The organism is Pseudomonas sp. LAMO17WK12:I10 (genome assembly GCF_900215185.1).
GTDB lineage: Bacteria > Pseudomonadota > Gammaproteobacteria > Pseudomonadales > Pseudomonadaceae > Aquipseudomonas > Aquipseudomonas chlororaphis.
Window position 1 is genome coordinate 52,969 of record NZ_OBDX01000011.1, and the last position, 23,057, is coordinate 76,025.

General features: G+C 65.9%; 23 protein-coding genes. 11 read left to right on the forward strand and 12 right to left on the reverse strand.

Going from position 1 to position 23,057, the window contains the following annotated elements; all coding sequences use genetic code 11:
* Positions 1 to 103: 103 nt before the first annotated feature.
* Positions 104 to 3,172 (forward strand): FAD-binding and (Fe-S)-binding domain-containing protein, encoded by a 3,069-nt coding sequence (locus CRO75_RS14225; protein WP_097136122.1) that lies wholly within the window; start codon positions 104 to 106, stop codon positions 3,170 to 3,172.
* Between the two features lie 117 nt (positions 3,173 to 3,289).
* On the opposite strand, the gene CRO75_RS14230 is transcribed toward CRO75_RS14225, so the two are convergent.
* The 5 genes from CRO75_RS14230 to CRO75_RS33005 form a co-directional block, all read right to left on the reverse strand.
* Complete coding sequence (locus tag CRO75_RS14230; protein ID WP_062826311.1) at positions 3,290 to 3,514, reverse strand: hypothetical protein; 225 nt, start codon at positions 3,512 to 3,514, stop codon at positions 3,290 to 3,292.
* A 44-nt stretch (positions 3,515 to 3,558) separates the two neighbouring features.
* On the reverse strand, positions 3,559 to 3,990 hold the full coding sequence (locus CRO75_RS14235) for a hypothetical protein (RefSeq protein ID WP_097136124.1): 432 nt from the start codon (positions 3,988 to 3,990) through the stop codon (positions 3,559 to 3,561).
* 142 nt (positions 3,991 to 4,132) lie between these two features.
* Positions 4,133 to 5,668, reverse strand: a complete 1,536-nt coding sequence (locus tag CRO75_RS14240; protein WP_097136126.1) for an FAD-dependent oxidoreductase — start codon at positions 5,666 to 5,668, stop codon at positions 4,133 to 4,135.
* Positions 5,669 to 5,910: 242 nt separating this feature from the next.
* Positions 5,911 to 6,369, reverse strand: coding sequence for a metallophosphoesterase family protein (locus CRO75_RS14245; protein ID WP_097136128.1), 459 nt, complete (start codon positions 6,367 to 6,369; stop codon positions 5,911 to 5,913).
* A gap of 158 nt (positions 6,370 to 6,527) precedes the next feature.
* The gene (locus CRO75_RS33005; protein ID WP_177409750.1) at positions 6,528 to 6,701 is read right to left on the reverse strand and encodes a general stress protein; all 174 of its coding nucleotides are present in this window, start codon (positions 6,699 to 6,701) and stop codon (positions 6,528 to 6,530) included.
* 335 nt (positions 6,702 to 7,036) lie between these two features.
* Here CRO75_RS33005 and CRO75_RS14250 point away from each other — a divergent pair, with 335 nt between their 5' ends.
* Positions 7,037 to 8,983, forward strand: coding sequence for a PAS domain-containing sensor histidine kinase (locus CRO75_RS14250; protein ID WP_097136391.1), 1,947 nt, complete (start codon positions 7,037 to 7,039; stop codon positions 8,981 to 8,983).
* A 59-nt stretch (positions 8,984 to 9,042) separates the two neighbouring features.
* Positions 9,043 to 9,840, forward strand: a complete 798-nt coding sequence (gene xth, locus CRO75_RS14255; RefSeq protein ID WP_097136130.1) for an exodeoxyribonuclease III — start codon at positions 9,043 to 9,045, stop codon at positions 9,838 to 9,840.
* A gap of 86 nt (positions 9,841 to 9,926) precedes the next feature.
* Here the strand turns inward: xth and CRO75_RS14260 are convergent, their stop codons facing one another.
* Together CRO75_RS14260 and CRO75_RS14265 are read right to left on the reverse strand one after the other, a co-directional pair.
* Positions 9,927 to 10,403, reverse strand: coding sequence for a hemerythrin domain-containing protein (locus tag CRO75_RS14260; protein ID WP_097136132.1), 477 nt, complete (start codon positions 10,401 to 10,403; stop codon positions 9,927 to 9,929).
* Between the two features lie 193 nt (positions 10,404 to 10,596).
* Positions 10,597 to 11,964 (reverse strand): sodium:proton antiporter, encoded by a 1,368-nt coding sequence (locus CRO75_RS14265; RefSeq protein ID WP_097136135.1) that lies wholly within the window; start codon positions 11,962 to 11,964, stop codon positions 10,597 to 10,599.
* A gap of 310 nt (positions 11,965 to 12,274) precedes the next feature.
* Here CRO75_RS14265 and CRO75_RS14275 point away from each other — a divergent pair, with 310 nt between their 5' ends.
* A complete protein-coding gene (locus CRO75_RS14275) occupies positions 12,275 to 12,505 on the forward strand; it encodes a hypothetical protein (protein ID WP_009043963.1) in 231 nt (76 codons plus the stop codon).
* A 51-nt stretch (positions 12,506 to 12,556) separates the two neighbouring features.
* Here CRO75_RS14275 and CRO75_RS14280 read toward each other — a convergent pair whose 3' ends face one another.
* Positions 12,557 to 13,114, reverse strand: coding sequence for an ATP-dependent Clp protease proteolytic subunit (locus tag CRO75_RS14280; RefSeq protein ID WP_085530812.1), 558 nt, complete (start codon positions 13,112 to 13,114; stop codon positions 12,557 to 12,559).
* 146 nt (positions 13,115 to 13,260) lie between these two features.
* On the reverse strand, positions 13,261 to 13,563 hold the full coding sequence (locus tag CRO75_RS14285) for a hypothetical protein (RefSeq protein WP_097136138.1): 303 nt from the start codon (positions 13,561 to 13,563) through the stop codon (positions 13,261 to 13,263).
* Positions 13,564 to 13,883: 320 nt separating this feature from the next.
* On the opposite strand from CRO75_RS14285, the gene CRO75_RS14290 reads away from it, so the two are divergent.
* The 4 genes from CRO75_RS14290 to CRO75_RS14305 all read left to right on the forward strand — a co-directional run bounded on the left by CRO75_RS14290 (position 13,884) and on the right by CRO75_RS14305 (position 15,725).
* Complete coding sequence (locus tag CRO75_RS14290) at positions 13,884 to 14,093, forward strand: hypothetical protein (protein WP_097136140.1); 210 nt, start codon at positions 13,884 to 13,886, stop codon at positions 14,091 to 14,093.
* A 155-nt stretch (positions 14,094 to 14,248) separates the two neighbouring features.
* Complete coding sequence (locus CRO75_RS14295) at positions 14,249 to 14,749, forward strand: CinA family protein (protein WP_092419739.1); 501 nt, start codon at positions 14,249 to 14,251, stop codon at positions 14,747 to 14,749.
* An 8-nt stretch (positions 14,750 to 14,757) separates the two neighbouring features.
* A complete protein-coding gene (locus CRO75_RS14300; protein WP_097136142.1) occupies positions 14,758 to 15,273 on the forward strand; it encodes a hypothetical protein in 516 nt (171 codons plus the stop codon).
* Between the two features lie 8 nt (positions 15,274 to 15,281).
* The gene (locus CRO75_RS14305) at positions 15,282 to 15,725 is read left to right on the forward strand and encodes a YetF domain-containing protein (protein ID WP_097136144.1); all 444 of its coding nucleotides are present in this window, start codon (positions 15,282 to 15,284) and stop codon (positions 15,723 to 15,725) included.
* A 72-nt stretch (positions 15,726 to 15,797) separates the two neighbouring features.
* Here the strand turns inward: CRO75_RS14305 and CRO75_RS14310 are convergent, their stop codons facing one another.
* Complete coding sequence (locus CRO75_RS14310; RefSeq protein ID WP_097136146.1) at positions 15,798 to 16,655, reverse strand: SDR family oxidoreductase; 858 nt, start codon at positions 16,653 to 16,655, stop codon at positions 15,798 to 15,800.
* Between the two features lie 196 nt (positions 16,656 to 16,851).
* On the reverse strand, positions 16,852 to 18,243 hold the full coding sequence (locus tag CRO75_RS14315) for an aldehyde dehydrogenase family protein (protein ID WP_097136148.1): 1,392 nt from the start codon (positions 18,241 to 18,243) through the stop codon (positions 16,852 to 16,854).
* Positions 18,244 to 18,344: 101 nt separating this feature from the next.
* On the opposite strand from CRO75_RS14315, the gene CRO75_RS14320 reads away from it, so the two are divergent.
* Positions 18,345 to 19,223 (forward strand): LysR family transcriptional regulator, encoded by an 879-nt coding sequence (locus CRO75_RS14320; RefSeq protein ID WP_009043954.1) that lies wholly within the window; start codon positions 18,345 to 18,347, stop codon positions 19,221 to 19,223.
* On the opposite strand, the gene CRO75_RS14325 is transcribed toward CRO75_RS14320, so the two are convergent.
* Complete coding sequence (locus CRO75_RS14325) at positions 19,220 to 20,743, reverse strand: sensor domain-containing diguanylate cyclase (protein WP_097136150.1); 1,524 nt, start codon at positions 20,741 to 20,743, stop codon at positions 19,220 to 19,222. The two genes, CRO75_RS14320 and CRO75_RS14325, sit on opposite strands and share 4 nt — an antisense overlap.
* A gap of 492 nt (positions 20,744 to 21,235) precedes the next feature.
* Between CRO75_RS14325 and CRO75_RS14330 the strand changes: the two genes are divergently transcribed.
* Positions 21,236 to 22,234 (forward strand): NAD-dependent epimerase, encoded by a 999-nt coding sequence (locus CRO75_RS14330; protein WP_097136152.1) that lies wholly within the window; start codon positions 21,236 to 21,238, stop codon positions 22,232 to 22,234.
* A gap of 81 nt (positions 22,235 to 22,315) precedes the next feature.
* A complete protein-coding gene (locus tag CRO75_RS14335; RefSeq protein WP_097136154.1) occupies positions 22,316 to 23,056 on the forward strand; it encodes a glycosyltransferase family 2 protein in 741 nt (246 codons plus the stop codon).
* Position 23,057: the final 1 nt, after the last annotated feature.

Consider the following 23,057-nt stretch of genomic DNA (forward strand, 5'->3'; position numbering starts at 1 on the left):
GGAAAATAGGCTTTTTCGGCTGGCCGCCGCCCCTCGGGCTGCGTGCAAGCATACGTGTTTTGCATGCACCGCTGCGCCTTTTCTCTGCCTGGAAGCCTTTTTGATGATTGCTCTGCTTGCCCCCGAACGCGACCCGTTGGCCCACTACCAAAGCTTCCTCGACGCCCTGGCCGCGGACGGTTTTCGCGGCGAGATCGCCCGTGACCTGGGCCTGCGCACGGTGCTGGCCACCGACAACTCGATCTACCAGCGGCTGCCGCAGGCCGCGGTCTTCCCCCGGGATGTCGCGGACGTGGAACGCCTGGCCCGGCTGGCGGCGAGCCCGGAACATCGCGCGGTGGTGCTCACCCCCCGTGGCGGCGGCACCGGCACCAACGGCCAGTCGCTGACCGACGGCATCGTGGTCGACCTGTCGCGGCACATGAACCGGATCCTCGAGATCAATGTCGAGGAACGCTGGGTGCGGGTGCAGAGCGGGGTGGTCAAGGACCAGCTCAACGCCGCCCTCAAGCCCCACGGCCTGTTCTTTGCCCCGGAGCTGTCGACCTCCAACCGCGCCACCGTCGGCGGCATGATCAACACCGACGCCAGCGGCCAGGGCAGCTGCACCTACGGCAAGACCCGCGACCACGTACTGGCGCTGAGCACCGTGCTGCTGGGCGGCAGCCGCCTGGACAGCGCGCCCATCGACAACCGCCAATTGACCGAGGAGGCCGCGCAGCCCGGGCGGATCGGCGAGGTCTACCGCTGCGCCCAGGACATCGCCGACCACCAGGCCGAGCTGATCGAGGCGATCTTTCCCAAACTCAATCGCTGCCTGACCGGCTATGACCTGGCGCACCTGCGCGAGACGCCGGAGCGCTTCAACCTCAACAGCGTGCTCTGCGGTTCCGAGGGTTCCCTGGGCTTTATTGTCGAGGCGCGGCTGAATGTGCTGCCGATTCCCCGGCACTCGATCCTGGTCAACGTGCGCTACGCCGGCTTCATGGATGCGCTGCGCGATGCCAAGGCGCTGATGGCGCTCAAACCGCTGTCGATCGAGACGGTGGATTCCAAGGTGCTGATGCTGGCCATGCAGGACATCGTCTGGCATGGCGTGGCGCGGTATTTCCCCGAGCAGGCCGACACCCCGACCCTGGGCATCAACCTGATCGAGTTCAGCGGCGACGACCAGGAAGAACTGGAGCAGCGGGTCGACGCCTTTGTCCGCCACCTGCAGCAGGACAGCTCGGTGCTGCGCCTGGGCCACACCCTGGCCATCGGCGCCCAGGCGGTGAACCAGGTGTACGCCATGCGCAAGCGCGCGGTGGGCCTGCTGGGCAACGTCCAGGGCGAGGCGCGGCCGCAGCCCTTTGTCGAAGACACCGCGGTGCCGCCGGAGAACCTGGCGGACTACATCCTCGAGTTCCGTGCGCTGCTCGATGGCTACGGCCTGCAATACGGGATGTTCGGTCATGTCGACGCCGGCGTATTGCACGTGCGGCCGATCCTCGACATGAAGGACCCCAAGCAGGCGGCCTTGATCCGGCCGATCTCCGATGCGGTGGCGGCGCTGACCCACAAGCACGGCGGCCTGTTGTGGGGCGAGCACGGCAAGGGTCTGCGCTCGCAGTACGTGCCGGACTATTTCGGCGAACTCTACCCGTCGCTGCAGGCCCTGAAGGCCGCGTTCGACCCGTTCAACCAGCTCAACCCCGGCAAGATCGCCACCCCGGCCTCGGTGCCAGAGGCGCGCCTGACCCGGGTCGACGAAGTGGTGCTGCGCGGCGAGCTCGACCGCACCATCGACGAGCGCGTGTGGCAGAGCTATGACAGCGCCCTGCATTGCAACGGCAACGGCGCCTGCTACAACTTCGACCCGGACGACGCCATGTGCCCGTCGTGGAAGGCCACCCGCAACCGCATTCATTCGCCCAAGGGCCGCGCCTCGCTGATCCGCGAGTGGCTGCGCCTGCAGGGCGAGCAGGGGGTGGACGTGCTGAACGGCGGTGGCGCGCGGCTTTCCAACCTGGCCCGGCGCGTCTACAACAGCGCGGCGCGGCTGGCCGGGCGCGAGGACTTCTCCCATGAGGTGTACGACGCCATGGCCGGCTGCCTGGCGTGCAAGTCCTGCGCGGGGCAGTGCCCGGTCAAGGTCAATGTGCCGGAGTTCCGCTCGCGCTTCCTCGAGCTGTACCACGGCCGCTACCTGCGCCCGCTGAAGGACTACCTGATCGGTTCCCTGGAGTTCAGCGTTCCCTATCTGGCGCGCTTGCCGCGGCTGTACAACGCGCTGATCGGCGCGGCACCGGTGAGCCGGGCGCTCCAGCACCTGGCGGGGATGGTCGACAGCCCGTTGCTCAGCACCCTGGATTTCCAGGCGGTGTGCCGCCGGCGCAACGTGCGCATGGCCAACGCCGCGCAACTGGCGGCGCTGTCCGCCGAGCAGCGCGAACGTAGCGTGATCCTGGTGCAGGACGCCTTTACCCGGTTCTTCGAAACGCCGCTGGCGGCCGAGTGGCTGGAGCTGATCGAGCGCCTGGGTTTCCAGATCTACCTCGCGCCGTTCGCGCCTAACGGCAAGCCTTTGCAGGTCCAGGGCTTCCTCGGCGCCTTTGCCCGGGCCGCGCGCTACAACGCGCAATCGCTGCTGAGGCTGCAAGCCAGCGGCGTGCCCCTGGTCGGGCTCGATCCGGCGATGACCCTGGTCTACCGCCAGGAATACCGCAAGACCCTGGGGGCGGCGCAGGCGCCCGAAGTGCTGCTGCCGCAGGAATGGCTGGCCCGGGTGCTGCCTGCAGTACCTAGTGAGGCATCGGCCGAAGCGAACCCGACCGCCGAGGCCGAGCCCTATCAGTTCCTCGCGCACTGCACCGAGAAGACCAACGAGCCGGGCAGCATCGGCCTGTGGCAACAGGTGTTCGCGCGCATGGGGTTGAAGCTGCAAGTGCTGGCCAGCGGTTGCTGCGGCATGTCCGGGACCTACGGCCACGAGAGCCGCAACCTGGCCACTTCGCAGGTGATCTACCAGCAGTCCTGGCAGCCGCTGGTGGCGCGTCACGGCCAGGGCGGCCGACTGCTGGCCGACGGTTATTCCTGCCGCAGCCAGGTCAAGCGCCAGGAGGGGCAGGGCCTGCAGCATCCGCTCCAGGCTCTGCTGGAACAACTGCGCAAACGCCCGCTAGCGACCTGACGACAGGGGGCGATGTAGCCGCTGCCGAGCCCGCGAGGCTGCGCTCGGTTTGGGCGGCATTCCGACGCAGCGACCGCAAATCCAGCATCTCGGATCTTCCCGCCGGCGCGGGGGGCTTCAGTCGGTGCCGTCCATCAATTGCTTGATGCGCAGCCAGTCGTTGCGCGCTTCCAGGTATTTTTCGTTCGCCAACTGCTTGGCTTGGCTGAACAGGGCCAGGCGGTCGTCGTCGACATGGTCGGTGTTAAGCAGCTCATAGGCCTGGACATCCAGGCGGTCGGCTTCGGCAAACAGTCGGGCGTTGTGCGCCAGCTCCCGGTTGATTCGTTCTGTCCTGCTCATGGATGCATCGTCCTCGTCTGAATCCTGCCTATGGCCGGCCAGGGTCATTTCCACTGCCATTTGCCGCCGGCCATTTCACAGTCGGTCCTGGCCTGCTGGAGGTGTTCCGCCTGGTAATAAAAGGTCACCACCCGGGCCTTGTCGGGGATGTTCAGGGACGAACCCTGTGGGTCCTTGGCGGTCGCCCGCGGGTTGGCCAGCGCTTCCTGGGTCAGGCGCGCCCGGCACACGGCGAGGTAGGACTCGTCGCAATTGGCGACCTTTTGTTTCTCCTGGGCCAGGGTGCCCGTGCTCTCATTGCTGCACGACCAGCCGATGGCTTCGGCCGGCATGCCTTCGAAGAGGTAACAGGTGTGGGTGTCGACATTGGCGACATCGGCGCTTTGCGAGCGGGTGACCACGTCGCAGCTCTGGGCGAAGGCGCCGCCGCTGCACAGGGCAACCACGGCAAGACAAGTCAGCGTACGGCTATTCATGGCGATCCCTCTTCCTGGCTCTGGGGGCCTCGGCGACCTGCGCTGTAGCGGGCGGCCGAGACAGTCAAACCCTGCCTGAATTTGGAAAATCGGCCCTTGCCTGGGGTTCCGTGGGGCTGCCGAGCGGTTGTCGCCAGCCACTTCATTCCGGCGTGCCATGGATCAGCTCCAGGGCCTCGCTGCGCGACAGCGGCTGTTGCATGCGCTGCGACAGCAGGGCCATGGCCCGCGGGTACTCGCAGGCGACTACCGACTCCACCTGTTCGTCGAAACACAGCAGGGCGATAAAGCGGTACTGCTCCGGCTCGCCCTCGAAGACGATCTGGTTCCACCGGCGAGCATGGCCGAGCACCTCGAAGGTCTGGTCGTAGAAATAGGTCCAGAAGAAGGGCACCACGCTGAAACTCAGCTGCTCGCCAAGCATATTGCAGGCGGCGAGCCGGCCTTGCTGCTGGGCCACGCGCCAGTGTTCGATGCGCTGCGAGCGGCCGTCGCAGGGGAAACTCACGAGGTCGCCGGCCGCCCACAGGCCATCGGCCACGGCCAGGCCGGCATCGGCCTTGAGCGAACCGTCCTCGGCCCGCTCGAGGCCTTCGACGAAGGCCGTGGCAGGGCTGACGCCGATGCCGAACAGCACCAGGTCGACGGCGATGCGCTGGTCATTGTCGAGGACCACCTGTTGCACCTGGCCCTCGCCGACCAGGGCCCGGGCTTCGCAACCGGCGTGGTAGATCACCCCGTGCTGTTCATGCAGGGCCCGTATGGCGCTACCGATGCGTTCGCCCAACTGGCGTTGCAGCGGTACCGGGTGGCGACCGATCAGGTGCACCATCAGCCCGCGTTTGCGCAGGGCCGAGGCGGCTTCCAGGCCGATAAAGCTGTCGCCGACGATCGCCACGCGCTTACCGGGCCGGGCCTGTTCCAGCAGGCGCGCGGCATCCTCCCGCGAGCGCAGCATGAACACCCCTGGCAGGTCGGCGCCTGCGATGGCCGGCAGGCGTGGCTCGGCGCCGGTGGCCAGGAGCGCGGCGTCGTAGTCCAGATGCTGGCCGTTGGCCAACAGGATTTGCCGCCGACGTGGGTCCAGGCGCAGGACCTCGGCCTTGAGCACCTGTAGATCGGCCTTGCGATAGAACTCCGGCTCGAGCAGGGCCGGAACCTCTTCCGGCGGCATTTCGCCGGCCAGCACGTATTTGCTCAAGGCGGTGCGGTCATAGGCGGGTCGCGCTTGCTTGTCGATCCAGGTCAGGTTCCGGGTGTAACCCTTGGCCCGCAGGGTCGCCACGGCCGCGGCCCCGGCAGCGCCGGCGCCGATCACCAGCAGCCGACGCGAGCCGGCCTGCCGTGGCGGGGCGGGTTCGGCCATGGGCTGGTCGGCGACCCAGACCCGGTTGTCATGGCGGATGTCGACTTTGTAGCGCTTGAGGCTCGCCAACGGAGGCGGCTCGCAGACCCGCCCGCTGTCGCAGGCAAAGGCGCCCTTGTGCCAGGGGCAGATCAGGCGCCCCTGATACACCGCGCCCTGTTCCAGCGGCGCCCCGGCGTGGGGGCAATCGGCCTGGTAGGCCCGGACCTGATCGCCGGTGCGAACCAGCAGCACGGCTTCGGCGCCGACCTGGACCCGGGTGCCGCGGTCTTCGGGCAACTGGTCGAGGCGGGCCACGACATAAAAGGTCATCGCTTTTCTCCTGCGTATTGCGCGCCCTCGGCCATCCTTGCGCGCCACCTTCTCGGGGGCGCGGGGCCGGGTACGGAATCTTCTGCTCGAGGGCGCAACGCGGCCCGGCCAAGTGGCTTCGCACGGCTTTCGTCATGAACGCCGCCAATCGCTGGATTAAGTGTGGACCCTGCAAAGCGCGACCGATGGGCGCGCTCCGATAGCCGGTCATGCCCGGGCCCGGCCGCTAGACAGCCAGACCGCTAGACCGCCAGTTCGATCAACCGGCCTTCGACCTGGCCGGCCTCGATAGTCAGGCAGCCCAGGCTGACCGGCAGCTTGAAGCGCCTTGGCCCGGCGCTGCCCGGGTTGATGTAGAGCACATCGTCCTGCCAGAACTGCAGCGGCCGGTGGGAGTGGCCGCTGACCACCACCCGCACGCCCGGCGGCAGGGGTTTCGGCACCTCGGCCAGGACATGGCAGAGCAGCAGGTCGACGCCATCGAGCTGCACGGTGACGTGATGGGGCAATGCCCGGGCCCAGTCATGGGGCTGATCGACATTGCCGAATACCGCGGTCACCGGCGCCAGGTGTCCGAGGGTGGCGAGCATCTGCGGGTCGCCGATATCACCGGCATGCAGGATATGCGCGCAGCCCTGCAGCGCCGCCAGCGCGCCGGGGCGAAGCAAACCATGGGTGTCGGAGATCAGGCCTATTTTCATGCGCCGCTTTTCATCGAAGGCTGGCCAACGTGGTTTCGCCGTGGTGCAAGCATAGCCAGTCGCGCTCGACGATAACCGGCGCGGGCAGGCCGGTGGCATGGGCTGTCCGGGCAAGAAAAAGCCGGAGTGCGTCCGGGACGACACTCCGGCGTTGTGGATCAGGCTTTGCGGGTACCGCCGCCGGAGCCTTGGGTGCCGCCTTTCTTGCCTGCGTCAGGGGCTTTTTGCCGATCGGCGGGGATGTTGCCGCCCGAGCCCTGGCCACCGGGTTTCTTGCCGGACGGTGAGGGTTTTTGGGTGTCCATGAGTGGGTTCTTTCCGCTGGTAGCCATTTTTTTCAATCCTCGGTAGTGAGCGATTTGACACCTCGCAAAGTTGGGAAACACAACCGCAAACGAAAGTTTGAAAAAGTTTCTTGCGGGACGACGAGTGGCGGGGGATCGATTGCCCGCGGGCAGTTGTCCAACATTAAGTCGGTTTATAGGGCCTGCGGGATCGAGTTGTATTTTCAATTGGAGGACCGGGGGGCCTATCGGTCTAACTGAACGACGCGCGGCATTTACCGGCTGGCTGGCCGGACTTGCGTTGGCCGCGTGCCGATGGCCAGACAACCGACCCTACTGGCCCATGCGCAAGAATGCATAAAAATAGCCTGGCGGAGACCGATATGGCTGATCAGCCGCGCAGAGTTCTGGACGAGGACCGTTTTCGCTTGCTGGTCGAAGCGGTGGTCGACTACGCGATCTACATGATCGATCCCCAGGGCATCGTCACCAGTTGGAATGCCGGCGCCAGGCGGTTCAAGGGTTACCAGGAATCGGAAATCCTCGGCGCGCACTTTTCCTGCTTCTACACCCCCGAAGACCGCCAGGCCGGGTTGCCGGAACGCGCGTTGAATACCGCGCTCACCGAGGGGCGTTTCGAGGGCGAGGGCTGGCGGGTGCGCAAGGACGGTACGCGCTTCTGGTGCCATGTGGTGATCGACCCGATCCGCGATTCCAGCGGGCAGCTGCTGGGTTTCGCCAAGATCACCCGCGACCTGACCGAGCGCAAGATCGCCGAAGAAACCCTCAGGCAGAGCGAGCAGCAGTTTCGCCTGCTGGTGCAGAGCGTCACCGACTACGCCATCTATATGCTCGACCCCGACGGCCGGGTCAGCAGCTGGAACCTCGGCGCGCAGCGGATCAAGGGCTACCTGCCGCAGGAAATCATCGGCGAGCATTTCTCGCGCTTCTACACCGAGCAGGATCGCCTCGACGGCGTGCCCCGGCGGGCCCTGGAAATCGCCACCCGCGAAGGCCGTTTCGAGAAGCAGGGCTGGCGGGTACGCAAGGACGGCACGCAGTTCCTCGCCCATGTGATCATCGATCCGATCCGCGGCGATGCCGGTGAGCTGTTGGGGTTCGCCAAGGTCACCCGTGATATCAGCGAGACGGTCGAGGCGCAGAAGGCCCTGGAAAGTGCCCGCGAGGCGCTGTTCCAGGCGCAGAAACTGCAAGCCATCGGTCAGCTCAGCGGCGGCATCGCCCATGACTTCAACAACCTGCTGACGGTGATCCTGGGCAACCTGGAACTGGCGCGCAAACGCATCGGCGACGACCCGAAACTCTCGCGCCTGCTGGACAACGCGGTGGTCGGCGCCGAGCGTGGGGTGTCGCTGACCCAGCGCATGCTGGCCTTTGCCCGGCGCCAGGAACTCAAGACCGAGCCCGTGGCCCTGACGCAGCTGATGACCAACCTCAGTGGCTTGCTTGGCAGCTCGCTGGGCCCCCAGGTGAGCATTTTCACCGAGCTGCCCGAATCCCTGCCGACGGTGCTCGCCGACGTCAACCAGCTGGAGTTGGCAGTGCTCAACCTGGCGACCAATGCCCGCGATGCGATGCCGGGCGGCGGCACCCTCGTGTTCAAGGCCGATCTGTGCGACAGCGGCCAGGCCGCCGGCGTCAACCTGCCCCATGAGCGTTATGTGCGCCTGTGCGTGATCGACAGCGGCGAAGGCATGGACGAGCAGACCCTGGCCCTGGCGGCCGATCCGTTTTTCACCACCAAGGGCGTGGGCAAGGGCACCGGCCTTGGCTTGTCGATGGTGCATGGCCTGGCCGAGCAACTGGGGGGCCGGCTGATCCTCAAGAGCCTCAAGGGGCAGGGCACCACCGCCGAGTTGTGGTTGCCCCTGGCGAGCCAGGCGACCCCCGTCGCCCCGGCTCGTTTGTCGGCTCCGGACTCGCAGCAGCAGCCTCTGTGCGTGCTGGTGGTCGACGACGACAGCCTGGTGCTGACCAGCACCACGCTGCTGCTCGAAGACCTCGGGCACCAGGTGCTCTGCGCGATGTCCGGGGCCCAGGCGCTGCAACGGTTCGCCGAATACCCGGCGATCGACCTGATGATCACCGACCTGGCGATGCCGGTGATGGACGGCGGGCAACTGGCGAGCGCCGTGCGCGAGCTGCGCCCGGACCTGCCGATCATTCTCGCCAGTGGTTATGCCCAGCGCCTGGAGGGGCTGGCCGCGGCCTTGCCGCGGGTGCCCAAGCCTTACACCCAACTGCAATTGATCGAGGCGCTGGCGCAGGCGGTGAGACAAACGCCGTCCAGCCTCAGGACGTGCCGCTGACCGCCGGTTGAGCTCCCCGGGCGCCGCGGATACGTCGATACGACCAGGGGGCACTGCCGATGAACGCGCTGAAAATCGCCACCTTCAACCTCAATGGCATCCGTGCGCGCCTGCCGAACCTGCTGGCCTGGCTGGAACGCGAGCGCCCCGACATCGTCTGCCTGCAGGAGCTCAAGGCGCTCGACCGGGAGTTTCCCAAGGCGGCCCTGGAGGCCGCGGGGTATGGCAGCCTGCATCACGGCCAGGCGTCCTGGAACGGTGTGGCGATCCTCGCCCGCGACAGCCAGCCCCTGGAAATCCGTCGCGCGCTGCCGGGCATCGAGGACGACGGACAAAGCCGCTACCTGGAGGCGGCGGTCCACGGCGTCCTGGTGGGGTGCCTGTACCTGCCCAACGGCAACCCGCAACCGGGGCCGAAATTCGACTACAAGCTGGCCTGGTTCGAGCGCCTGATCGCGCATGCCGCGACCCTGCAGGACAGCGCGCACCCGGTGCTGCTGGCGGGGGACTACAACGTGGTGCCGACGGATTTCGATATCTACAACCCGCGCTCCTGGCTCAAGGACGCGCTGCTGCAACCGCAAAGCCGCGAGTGCTACCAGCGGCTGCTGGCACAGGGCTGGACCGACGCCTTGCGCAAGCTGTACCCGGATCAGCGGATCTACACCTTCTGGGATTACTTTCGCCAGCACTGGCCAAGAAACTCCGGCCTGCGCATCGACCACCTGCTGCTCAACCGGGCCCTGGCTCCTTACCTGGAGAACGCCGGGGTCGATGCCTGGGTGCGCAACGAACCCCACGCCAGCGACCACGCGCCCGCCTGGATTGCCCTGGGCACGCGCAAGCGGCGCGGTTGAGCCCGAAGACAAGGCACAGGCATAAAAAAGCCCGGCGCCAAGGCCGGGCCCGCGAGCAAAAGAGCTCGCCAGGGTGAGGAAAGGGGTCAGGCGGCATGGCGCGATGTGCCCATGGTTTTCTTGTATTCGGCCTTGAGCATTTCCATTTCGGCGCCCAGTTGTTCGAGGGTCGCCTTGCCCAGCAGCTTGCGCGCCTGGGGAAACATCTCACGCTCTTCCTCGTCGATGTGATGCTCGAGCAGCTCCTTGACCACCTTGACCCGCCCGGCGAATTCCGGGGCCGCCGGATCGGTGGCCTTGAGGTCGGGCAGCACCAGCGAGTCGACAGTGCGGTGCTCTTCCTTGGCCTCGTAATACATCACTTGCTGTTCCTTGCCCCCGGCTTTCTTGAACGCCGGGTACAGGATCTGTTCTTCGAGCTGGGTGTGCACGGTGATTTCCATTTCCAGCTTGTTCAGCAGGTCGGTGCGTTTCTTGATCCCGCGCTCGGTGGATTCGCTCAGTTGGGTCAGGATGGTTTTCACGCGTTCGTGGTCGGCTAGCAACAGGTCGATGGCGTTCATGATGGTTCCTCTGCTGTCACGGGTAATGGGACGCTCGCATGTCGTCCTCGTCAGCACTGAAAATTGCATCGCCCGTGCCAGACTGACGGATTGACTAAACCCCAGGCTAATCAATGGCTTGTGCCCAGCGTCGCGACAACCCCTTCGTGCAAGCTGCATGGCGCAGGCCCTTGGCGCCCTGCATTCTGCTGGCTTATCCCGGTGGTCGGTCGGGATGGCGTTGGCGTTTCTTGTTGCTCTCGTAGCGGGCGAGCATCGGTTGGGTGCTCAGGCCGTGGGCCAGGATGCTCAAGGCCACCACCGACAGGGTGAGGTTGGCGCTGGCGTCGGCCAGCGCCGGGTCAAGGTCATGGTTGAGGGCATAGAACAGGTAATAGAGGCTACCGATGCCGCGGATGCCGAACCAGCCGAGCAGCAGGCGCTGGCGGCCGTCGAGCAGGCGGCCCCAGGGGATCAGCAAGACGCTGAGCGGGCGGATCAGCAGGAACAGCAGGGCGCCGACGGTCAGCGCATGCCACTCCCAATGGGCGACCAGCACCACGCCGAGCAGGGTCACCAGGAACACTTCCATGGCTCGTTCCACCAGGCCGCCGAAGGCCAGCATGTCGCCGAGCATGATGCCCGCCGCGACCTGGCTTTCGCCCAGGGCCTCGACGTCGCCATGCACCGCCTGCGCCGGATCGACATGCTGGTGGCCGACCACCGGTTGCACCAGGTGTTCGGCCGGCGCCCGGGCATGGTCGCTGGAATGCACCTCGGCCTGGCGCAACCCCAGGGCGGCGGCGAACACCGCGAGAAAGCCGTAGCCGTGGATCAGTTCCGCCACCACGTAGGCCAGGGCGATCAGGGCGAAGGTCAGGTAGTCGTTCGGCGAGACCGTGCTGTCGGCGTGCTTGATGCGCAGGTGCAGGGTCAGGTGGCCGAGGCCGCGGCCCATCCAGTAGCCGCTGAGCAGCCCCGCGGGCACTGCCCAGAGCAGGCTGAACAAAACCCAGTCGCCGAGCCAGGCGCCGGGGTCGTCGCCCTGGCGGGTCAGCAGCAGGCCGAGGATCACGAAGGGAAACGCCACGCCGTCGTTCAGCCCGGCCTCGCCGGACAGGCCGAAGCGCACACGGTCGTAGTCCTGGGCGTCGCTGACCTGGACCAGGGTCGCCAGCACCGGGTCGGTCGGGGCGAGGATCGCGCCGATCAGCAGCGCCGGTCCCCAGGGCATGTGCAAGGCGTAGTGCAGCAGCAGGCCGACCCCGGCGATCGACAGCAGCATCACTGGCCCGGCCAGGCCGAAGGCGATGCGCCAGCTGCGGCTGTTGAGCGGCAACCTGAGCTTGAGGCCGCTGACGAACAGCGAGAACAGCACCGCCACTTCGGTCAGGTGTTCCATCCAGCCCGAGGCCTGGTGGATATCCAGTTGCAGCAGGCCCAGGCCGGCGGGGCCGATGGCGATCCCCAGCGCCAGGCAGACCACCGAGGTGGTCACGGGCATCCAGCGCAGGTAGGAGGAGGTCAGCGCGAGGATCAGCAGCACCGCGCCCAGGACCGCGACCCAGGCAATGAAGGTCATGCCGGCCTCGGGTCGCGCGCCGCGAGGCTGCTTTGAGCGTTGGCGGGCCCGGCCAGCGCGGCGGCGATCATGAACGGGCTGGGAACGACAGGCATGGACAGATCCTCATGAGCGCGGACGTACAAGGCAGCAACACTCGCCAGCTCGAAACAGCGGGCCCTCAAGCTGAAGACGCCCGCCAGGCCCGGACGTTCCACCGCGAAGCCGTACGGCAGGCGCCATGGCCATTCGTCCAGTGCTTCGCACCCGGGGCGCGGGTCGGCATCGAACAAGAACAGGCAATGCCGCCCGGACCGATACGGAGGTGCTTATGACTCGCCAGCCCGTTGATCCGCGCAACGATCCGCAGAACGATCGCACGCGCGCCCCCGAACCGTTGGAACCGCAGGACGCCCACGGGTTGCCTGGCTACCCCGGGCGGGCCGCGGCCGCGGATGAGAAAAAGCCCGCCAAGGGCCCGGCCAATCGCCCCGAGCCCGAACCGGGCGCCACGGAACCTGGCAACGAAACCCCGGAACAGGACAACGAAAAGTCCGGTTGAGACCGTGGCTCGCGCAGCGATGGGGCCGCCTGGTCGCCCGGGGCAACTGGGTCAGCCGCCCGAGACTTTCCAGTGCCTGACGTCGTCGGCGAAGACCACCTGGCGCACCTCGTGGGCGATGCCGTAGGCCAGCGACTCATGGGCGGCGATGACCTTTTCCTCGGCCGACAGGCATTTGAAGATGTCCAGCTGGGTCGCCGCGTCGGCGGTTTCCAGCTCGTAGATTTTCACGTAGCGCGCCAGGTCGTTGTCCAGGCTGGAGAGGTATTCGCGCAGGCGCTGGTGATCCACCGAACTCTGGCTGAAGTACCAGTTCATCGGGTGGATCAGAAAGCGCGAATGCGGCGTGGTGATGCGTCGGTTGGCGGCGAGAAACATGATGATGCCCATCGACTCGATGTTGCCCGCGTTGATCGCGCACAGCGGCACCGGCAGGGATTTGAGAAAGGTGTAGAGGGTGAAACCGAAGTTGGTGCTGCCGCCGGTGGTGGAAAGATTCAGCAGCAGCGAGGTGGCGCCTTGTTCGATGGCTTCCAGGCAACTGTCGCGAAAGCGTTCGGTGGTGCCCTGGTCGATCTGGCAGTGAAAATGCACGATGTGCTCGGTCATCGGACGGCCTCCCGGTGTGGGGCACATCGTGTGCCCAGGCTCTACGATTGAGCCCGGGCGGCGGCGAAGGTTTCTTCGCGACCCGTGGCGAGCGACGGGCGGAGGCGCGCGGCGCCCGAACCGGCGGCTGTCAACGCGGCAACGGCTCAGCGCCCGGTGTGCTGCAGGATGGCCGGGTCGCTGTCGGGCGTGGATTTGGGCCGGCTTTCCAGTTCGGCGAACTCCTGGTTCACCAGGCGCAGGTGTTCGATCGCTTCGCGCTGCTTGGCTTCGGCCTTGTTGCGCAGGCGGCGGTACTGCTCGAACGTGTCGATATCCAGGCGCCCATTCTCCAGCAGTTCATAAGCCTGGGCATTCAGGGCCCGGGCCTGGTTGAACAGTCGCTGGTTCTGCTCCAGGGCGAACTTGCGGCAAGCACGGATCTGGAAACGCTGGTGGGGGCTGTTCATGACATTCTCCTTATTCTGTGCAATCGGGCGCCGCTCAGCAGGGTGTCCGGCGACGGACCCGAACCCGGGCGTGCGCCAATGCGCTGGTCGTGTATCGGTAAGCATTCGACCCGGCCACCGGCGGCGGGACTGCAAAAACAAGCAGCGGAAAAACTGTTGGATCGCCCGCGGTTCCGCGCAGCGAAAAATCATGTTTTTCAATCGGTGACCAGGGCCAGACAGCCTGGCCGACCACTCATCCATTGCCTCGCACCCCGTGGCCCGGCCCAGTGCCTAACCCGATAAGACCCGGATTCCCCGGGCCTGCCGTGAGGTGCACCATGAACCCGTCGATGCATGACCCCAGCGAGCCCCGCACTCCCGAACCCGACCCTCTGCAACCGGCCCGTCGGAACGACCCGGTGACCGACCCCAACGTCAACGGCGATGCCGAACGCAACAAGCCTCAGGACGATGATAGGGAGCGGCCGATGGACCCCGACCTGCCGGCCCCAGACGAGCCGACGCCACTCTCCGATGACCGACGCTGACGCGTCCCGCAAACAAGCCCGCCGGTGTGGCGGGCTTGTTTCTGTCTGGGCGGCCGCGTGCCGCGGGCAGCTCCTTTTCATTGACCGCGCACCTCGATAGAACGTGGGCGAACGCCAGCGGTCAACCCAGAACAACCCCACACGGACCTATCGACATGAGCGGCGTGGAACAGATTGTCGAGTACCTGCGCCAGCAGCACCTGCGGTTGACCACCGCCGAGTCCTGCACCGCTGGCGCCATGGTGACCTTGCTGGCCCAGGTGCCGGGCAGCGGCGAGCTGATCGAAAGCGGCTACGTGGTGTATTCGTCCGAGGCCAAGCAGCGCCTGCTGAATGTCAGCCGCCAGACCATCGAGACCTTCAACCTCACCAGCTGCGAAGTCGCCGGGGAAATGGCCCTGGGCGCCTTGCGCGACAGCCCGGCCACGGTGGCGGTGGCCACCACCGGGCTGCTGGGGCCGGACGATGTCGACGGCATCCCGGCGGGCACGGTGTGTTTCGCCTGGGCCTTCGCGATTGCCGGGCAATTGGCCCTGTTCACCCGCAAGGAACGGTTTTTCGGCTCCCGCGAGAAGGTCCAGGAACTGGCGTCGCTGCACGGCCTGCTGCAACTGCCGCACTTTCACCAGGCCGCGCTCAACGGCGAACGTGGCTAGGGGCGACCATGGACGATTCCGCCGAAGACGACCTGCTGCCGCGCAGCCAGCCGATCCAGGAGGACATGGCCCTGCAGCGCAAGGTCTGGCGTTTCGAGCGAGTGGGTTGGTATGCCCTGGTGGTGATCGTCCTGCTGACCCTGGCCGGTCTGTTTTCCAGGGGCCCGCTGAGCACCCGGGACATCAGCAGCGCGGACGGGAGCCTGCGCGTGGAGTACCAGCGCTTTCTGCGCAACGGCGCGACGGATTCGCTGACCCTGCACCTGCGCGGCGGCGCGCGGCAATTGCTCGAGGTGGAAATCGCCGGCGAGCTGTTGCAGGGCTTCAGCGTGCAGGCGCTGCAACCCGAGCCGCTCAAGGCCAGTTCCGCCGGCGCTGGCATCCGCCTGTGGCTGCGCGCCGACGCCGATGGCCAGGCCCGTCTGTACCTGACGCTGCTCGGTACCGGGGTGGGGTTCTATGACAGCCGGATCCGCCTGGCCGACCACCTGCCATTGTCCATTTCCCAGTTCATTTATCCCTAGGTGATGCCATGGATTCGGTCCTGCGCGCGGCGTTTATCTATCTGGTGCTGCTGGTGCTGTTCAAGATCGCCGGGCGGCGTTCCCTGGCCGAGCTGACCACCTTCGACCTGGTGCTGCTGATGGTGATCGGCGAGGCGACCCAGCAGGCCCTGCTCGGCGAGGATTTTTCCCTGACCAATGCGCTGCTGGTAATTGTCACGCTGATCGTCATCGACGTCGGCCTGTCGCTGCTCAAGCTGCACTCCGCCGGTTTCTCGCGGCTGGTCGACGGCGGGCCGACCGTGATCGTCGAACATGGCCGGCTCCTGCGCGGGCGGATGCGCCATGCCCGGCTGGTGGAGGCGGACATACTTGAAGCGGCCCGCGCCAGCCAGGGCCTCACCAGCCTGGAACAGATCAAGTTCGCGGTGATCGAGCGCAACGGGAAAATATCGATCATTGCCTATGACTGAGGGGCCCGGCCCCTCGAGACGGGCTGGCACGCCTCGAGGCTTGCCCGAGGCGCGCGCCAGCGCCGCTGCGGCTTACAAGATCGGCTTGCCGCCGGTCACCCCATAACGGCAACCCGATAGATAGCTGGCCTCATCCGAAGCCAGCAGCACATAGATCGGCGCCACTTCCACCGGTTGCCCCGGGCGCCCCAGGGGCGTCTGTTCGCCGAAGTGGCTGACGTGGTCCTCGGGCATGGTCGAGACGATCAGCGGGGTCCAGATCGGCCCCGGCGCCACGCTGTTGACCCGGATGCCGCGCTTGCCCAGCAGTTGCGCCAGGCCGGCGCTGAAGTTGGCGATCGCGCCCTTGGTGGTGGCGTAGGCCAGCAGGGTGGGCCTGGGCATGTCGGAGTTGATCGAGCTGGTATTGATGATCGAGCTGCCTTGGCCCATGTGCGCCAGGGCCGCCTTGCAGATGCGGAAGATGGCGGTGATGTTGATATCGAAGGTCTTGCACCATTCGCTGTCGGAAATGTCTTCGATTTCGTCGTGGGTCATCTGGTAGGCCGCGTTGTTCACCAGCACATCGATACGCCCGAATTGCGCCGCCGTGCGCTCGACCACGCTGTCGCACACCGACTTCTGCGCCAGGTCGCCGGGCAGCAGCAGGCACTGGCGGCCGGCCTGCTCGACCCAGCGCGCGGTCTCGCGGGCATCCTCGTGTTCGTCGAGGTAGGCGATGGCCACATCCGCGCCCTCGCGGGCAAAGGCGATGGCCACCGCGCGGCCGATACCGCTGTCGGCACCGGTAATCAGCGCGACCTTGTTCGCCAGCCGGCCCGAGCCGACATAACTCTGTTCGCCGCAGTCCGGGTAAGGCTGCATTTGCCACTGGCTGCCAGGGACTGGCTGGGCCTGGGGCGGGAAGGGTGGTTGGGGATAGGTTTTCATCGGTGTGTCTCCTGTCGATGTCGGTGAGGACACGCCCGGGTTTCACCGGGCCGGACATCTATTGGGAGAACAGCCGGCGCTGAAAGTTGAAACGCAGTGGCCCGCAGCGCGACAGGCGGTTGAACCAGGGCCTCGGCGCCGGATAACCCTTCTGCAAGAGCGAGCACGCTCGCTCCTGCAGGGGCGGGGGTGGGGATCAGTTGCGGTCCAGCCATACCGTCTGTGCGTTGCAGAACTCGCGGACGCCGAAGTGCGACAGCTCACGGCCGAAGCCGCTTTTCTTCACGCCGCCGAAGGTCACCCGCGGATCGCTGGCGCAATAGCCGTTGATGAACACGCCGCCGGTTTCCAGCTCGGCGGTCAGGCGTTCGGCCAGGGCGACATCCCGGGTGTAAATAGTCGAGGCCAGGCCGAATTCGCTGTCGTTGGCCAGTTCCAGGGCGTGTCGCGCATCCCGGGCGCTGATGATCGAGGCCACCGGGCCGAACAGTTCCTGCTTGAACGAGGTCATCCGGTCGGTGACGCCAGCCAACACCGTGGGTTGGTAGAAGTTGCCCGGGCCCTCGGCCTTGGCGCCGCCCAGCAGCAGGGTCGCGCCTTCGCTCAAGGTGGCCTGCACTTGTGCGTCCAGTTCGTCGCGCAGGTCGAAGCGCGCCATGGGGCCGATGTAGGTGGCGTCGGCCAGCGGATCGCCGACTACCAGCTGGCGAGTGGCGGCGACGAACTTCTCGGTGAAGGCCTCGACCACCCCTTGCTCGACGATCAGGCGCTTGGCGGCGGCGCAGACTTGCCCGGTGTTCTGGTAGCGGCCAATGACCGCGGCCTGCACGGCGGCGTCCAGGTCGGCGTCGTTGAGCACGATAAAGGGGTCGGAACCGCCGAGTTCCAGCACGCATTTCTTCAGGGCCGCGCCGGCCTGGGCGCCGATGGCGATGCCGGCGCGTACGCTGCCGGTCAAGGTCACGGCGGCGATCCGCGGGTCGGCGATGGCCCGGGAGACGCCGTCCGCGGTGACGTTGATCACCTCGAACACGCCCTGCGGGAAACCGGCGCGCTGGAAGGCTTCCAGCAGCAGGTAGGCGCTGCCCATGACGTTCGGCGCATGCTTGAGCACGTAGGTATTGCCGGCAATCAGCGCCGGCACCGCACCGCGCAGCACCTGCCAGATCGGGAAGTTCCACGGCATCACCGCAAGGATCGGGCCCAGCGGCCGGTACTCGATGCGCGCCTTGCCGCTCGGCACCGCGGCCGGCTCGGGGGCGAGCATCGCCGGGCCTTCGGCGGCGTACCACTCGCAGAGCTGGGCGCACTTCTCGATCTCGCCGCGGGCCTGGGCGATTGGCTTGCCCATTTCCAGGGTGATGCTGCGGGCCAGGGTGTCGCCGTTGTCGCGCAGGGCCTTGGCCAGGGCCAGCAGCAGGGCCGAGCGCTGCTCCAGGCTGCTGCGCCGCCACTGGGCGGCGGCCGCGGCGGCGCGGGCGAGGGCAGCGTCCAGCGATTCGGCGGATTCATAGCGGTAATGAGCGATCTGCTCGCCGGTGGCGGGGTTGATCGAAAGGGCGTGGGTCTGGCTGGAAACCGGGGTCATGGCAGCGTCCTGTGGGCTGGGGAATGGCCGCAGGTTAGGCTGGTACAGGGCTTATGAAAACTGAATAATAAAGAGCATATCTTTCACGTTTGGAGAATGAGATGGACCTGGTGCAGCTGGAAATCTTCAAGGCGGTGGCCGAGCAGGGCAGCATCAGCGCCGCGGCGCAACTCATCCACCGGGTGCCCTCCAACCTGACCACGCGGATCAAGCAGCTGGAGCAGGATTTGGGGGTGGAGCTGTTTATCCGCGAGAAAAGCCGCCTGCGCCTGTCGCCGGCCGGCTGGAGTTTCCTCGACTACGCCCGGCGGATTCTCGACCTGGTGCAGGAAGCGCGGCTGACGGTCGCCGGCGAAGAACCCCAGGGCCCGTTCTCCCTCGGTTCCCTGGAGAGCACGGCGGCGGTGCGGATTCCGGCCTTGCTGGCGGCCTACAACCAGAAGCACGTCAAGGTCGAGCTGGACCTGTCCACCGGACCCTCCGGGACCATGATCGATGGCGTGCTGTCCGGGCGCCTGACCGCGGCCTTCGTCGACGGCCCGGTGTTGCACCCGAGCCTGGAAGGCGTGCCGGTGTTCGACGAGGAAATGCTCATCATCGCGCCGCTGGGGCATGCGCCCATCACCCGCGGGCGCGACGTCAACGGCGAGAGCATCTACGCCTTTCGCGCCAACTGCTCCTACCGCCATCACTTCGAACGCTGGTTCAGCGAGGATGGCGCGGTGCCGGGCAAGATCCATGAACTGGAGTCCTACCACGGCATGCTGGCCTGCGTCAGTGCCGGCGCCGGCCTGGCGCTGATGCCGCGCAGCATGCTGGAAAGCATGCCGGGCTGCGGCACGGTGAGCATCTGGCAGCTGGCGCAGCCGTTCCGTTTCCTGCAGACCTGGCTGATCTGGCGCCGCGGCACGGTATCGCGCAGCCTGACCCACTTCGTGCGCTTGCTGGAGGAGCGCGGGGCGGTATCGGCCAGCGCCTAGGAGGTCGGCACGGTCTGGTTGCGCCCCGCGCGCTTGGCCATGTACAGCGCCGAGTCGGCCTGCATCAAGAGGGTCTTGAACTCGGGCGTGGCGGGCACGCAGCTGTAGACGCCGAGGCTGATGGTCACGACGCCGCCGGGGTTGTCGACATGCTCGATCGCCAGTTCCTGTACCGCCAGGCGGATGCTCTCGGCCAGCACGTAGGCACCGCCAGGCTCGGTGTCCGGCAGCAGCACCGCGAACTCTTCGCCGCCGTAGCGCACCGCCAGGTCCGAGGGGCGTCGCACGCACTGGCTGATGGCCCGGCTGACGGCGCAGATGCAATGGTCGCCCGCCACATGGCCATAGCGGTCGTTGAAGCTCTTGAAGTGGTCGATATCGAGCATGATCAGGCTGATCGACGAGCGTTGCCGGGCCGCCCGCCGCCACTCCAGTTCCAGGTTACGCTCCAGGTGCCGGCGGTTGGCCAGGCCCGTCAGGCCGTCCTGCAACACCAGGGTCTCCAGCACCGAGCGGGCTTTCTTCAAATGGCTTTCCACCCGCAGGCCCTTGCGCACCTGTTTGAACAGCAGGATGCCGACCAGCAGGTTGATCAGCAGCACCACGGCGATCATCGCGGTCAGTTGGTAGGTATCGGCGCGCCAGCCGCTGAGAATGGACTCCCGGGAATTGGCCGCCGCCACCACCAGCGGGTACTTGGACAGCACCCGATAGCCGAACAGGCGGTCGACGCCGTCGATGATCGACTTGACCATGACCGTGTCGGCCGGGGCACGGGGTATATGCACGGAGAAGATTTCGCCCCGGGCCAGGGACGCACCGATGAGCTTCTCGTCGAACGGCCGCCTGGCGATGATCGTGCCCTGGGGCAGGGCGAGAAAGATCGCGCCCTTGTCGTCGATGCTGAAACGATCGAAGAACTTGTCGAAGTACTCCATCTTGATGGTCGCCAGCACCACGCCCTTGAAGTTGCCCTGGGCGTCGTTGACCCGACGCGAGAACGGGATCACCCAGTCGCCCGTGGTCTTGCTGCGCAGGGCCGCGCCGACCCTGGGGGACAGGGTTACATTCTCGCGGTGGAACTTGAAGTAGTCGCGGTCCGAGTTGTTCGCCTTTGGCGGCTTGTAGTCGAACGAGGTGAGCACCCAGTTGCCTTCCCGGTCATAGAAGAACAGGCCGTGCAACTGTTCGGTGGTGAACACACGCTTTTTCAGCAGCTTCTGGGTTTTTTCCAGGGCCTGGGGCGACAGGTCGTCGAGGCGCTCGATCAGCTCTTCCAGGATCAGGTTGGCTTCGTCGAAGGTGTCGGTCGCCTGTTGCGCGATGGACAGGGCCAGGTTGCCGGAGATCAGCCGGGCTTGCGCCAGTTCATGGGCCTTGCTGTTGATGACCTGGATGCCATAGATGCTGAGAATCGACACCGCGACCACCATCAGGAAGGCGATGGTGACCGCCAGTGCGGGAAGTCGTTTCGACTCCAGGGCAATGTCTTCGAGGCTGATGTCGGGTTTTCCGTCCATGGTGTTCCTTGTCTTGCCTGGAGTGAAACAGGGCTGTCGTCATGGCCCTTGATGATAGGTTCGACGTCGATTGGGAAACCCCTGGCCTGGGGACCGCCAGGAAGGCCAGCAGGTCGTTGGCATCTTCCGAAGCATTGGTGAGGGGGCCGTCATGAATGTTTCATGATTCTAGCGGCTAATACTGGGAATACGCCGGTAGCTGAATCTCATCGCTTCCCGCCAAGCGCAATCGCACCGGCCCCGCACCCGGATTCATAAAATTTTCCAGGTAAAACATGACGATTCGCCATGACCTGCTACCGTTGATCACTGGTACAGCCATGTACCGCTTCGCAAGGAGTGAAGCGCACCTGGGCAAGAGCGACATAGAACAACGCGCAAACTATTCAAGGAACGAATTGTGATGCTCACTCTTTTGGGAACTGGCCTCGAGCCTCAGGTTCCGCATAATCGCGCAGCCATTGTTCCTCCTGTCATGGGGGCGGCAGTGGCATGAAGATCCTGATCACCGGCGCGGCAGGTTTCATTGGCTTCCATACGGCGACCCGGCTCTGTCAGGCCGGGCATGAGGTGGTCGGGGTCGACAACCTGAACGATTACTACAGTGTCGACCTCAAGCTGGCGCGCCTTGCGCAGTTGCAACAACACACCAACTTCGCCTTCGAAAAACTCGATATAGCGGACCGGCAGGGCATGCGGACGCTGTTCCGGGGGCAGCGCTTCGAGCGGGTGATCCACCTGGCCGCGCAGGCCGGGGTCCGCTATTCGCTGGAGTGCCCCGACGTCTACGCGGACTCCAACCTGACAGGCTTTGTGAACCTGCTCGAAGGCTGTCGGCACAGCGCCGTGGGCCATCTGGTCTATGCCTCCAGCAGTTCGGTGTACGGCATGAACAGCAAGCTGCCGTTTTCCACCGCGGATGCCATCGATCACCCCATCTCGCTCTATGCCGCGACCAAGCGGGCCAATGAGCTCATGGCCCACACCTACGCCCACCTTTACCGGCTGCCGAGCACCGGGCTGCGCTTCTTCACCGTGTACGGCCCCTGGGGACGGCCGGACATGGCGCCGTTCAAGTTCACCAAGGCGATCCTCGACGGCCAGCCGATCGACATCTACAACAACGGCGATATGTCGCGGGACTTCACCTATATCGATGATGTGGTGGAAGGGATCGTGCGCATCCAGGACTGCCTGCCCATCCCCGACGATCGCCAGGCGAGCGGGCAGGGCGCCCCCGCGGCCCCCTCCAGGCTCTACAACATCGGTTTGGGCTCGCCGGTGCGGCTGCTGGACTTCGTCGGCTGCATCGAGGCGGCGACCGGTGTCGAAGCGGTCAAGCACTACATGCCCTTGCAGCCCGGCGATGTGCTGCAGACCTGGGCGGACGTCGATGACTTTGCCAGGCGGGTGAACTTCCAGCCCAGTACGCCCCTGAGCGTGGGTGCCAGGCATTTCGTCGATTGGTACCGGGACTATTACCGGGTATGACCCGTGCTGTCGCACCTGAACATGGCAAGGCGCCAGCGCATTGCCGCATAACCAGAAGATCAATCTGTCAGTGAATCCATCATGTCGAATACACCCTACGTCTCAGTGCTGATTCCGGCCAAGAACGAAGCAGAGAACCTCCCCGACCTGCTGCAGGAGGTTCGCCAGGCACTCCAAGGCGAGTCCTTCGAAGTGATAGTCGTCGATGACGGCAGTACCGATAACAGTGCGGCGATCTTGCTGGCGCTGAAGAACTCCGGTTATTGGCAGTTACGCATCCTCAGCCATGACCGTTCCCTGGGCCAGAGCACTTCGATCTACCACGCCGCCCAGGCCGCACAGGGCAGGTGGTTGGCGACCCTGGATGGCGACGGGCAGAACGACCCGGCGGACATTCCCGGCATGCTCGCGATCGTCCGTGGGAGCCAATGCCCCGGCGACCTCAAGTTGATCGCCGGGCACCGGGTGAACCGGCGCGATACCGCCAGCAAGCGCTGGGCCTCGCGTTTCGCCAATAAACTGCGTGGTCACCTGCTCAAGGACCAGACCCCGGATACCGGCTGCGGCCTGAAGCTGATCGAGCGCGAGGCTTTTCTGCGCTTGCCCTATTTCGATCACATGCACCGTTTCATTCCGGCGCTGATCCAGCGCCACCGGGGCCGCATGCTGGTGCACCCGGTCAACCATCGTCCACGGGGCGCGGGGGTCTCCAAGTACGGAAACCTGGATCGCGCGCTGGTCGGCATCCTCGATCTCATCGGCGTCTGGTGGCTGATCCGGCGCACACGCTTCGATACCGCGCCTAGCGAACTGGGGAACTGAA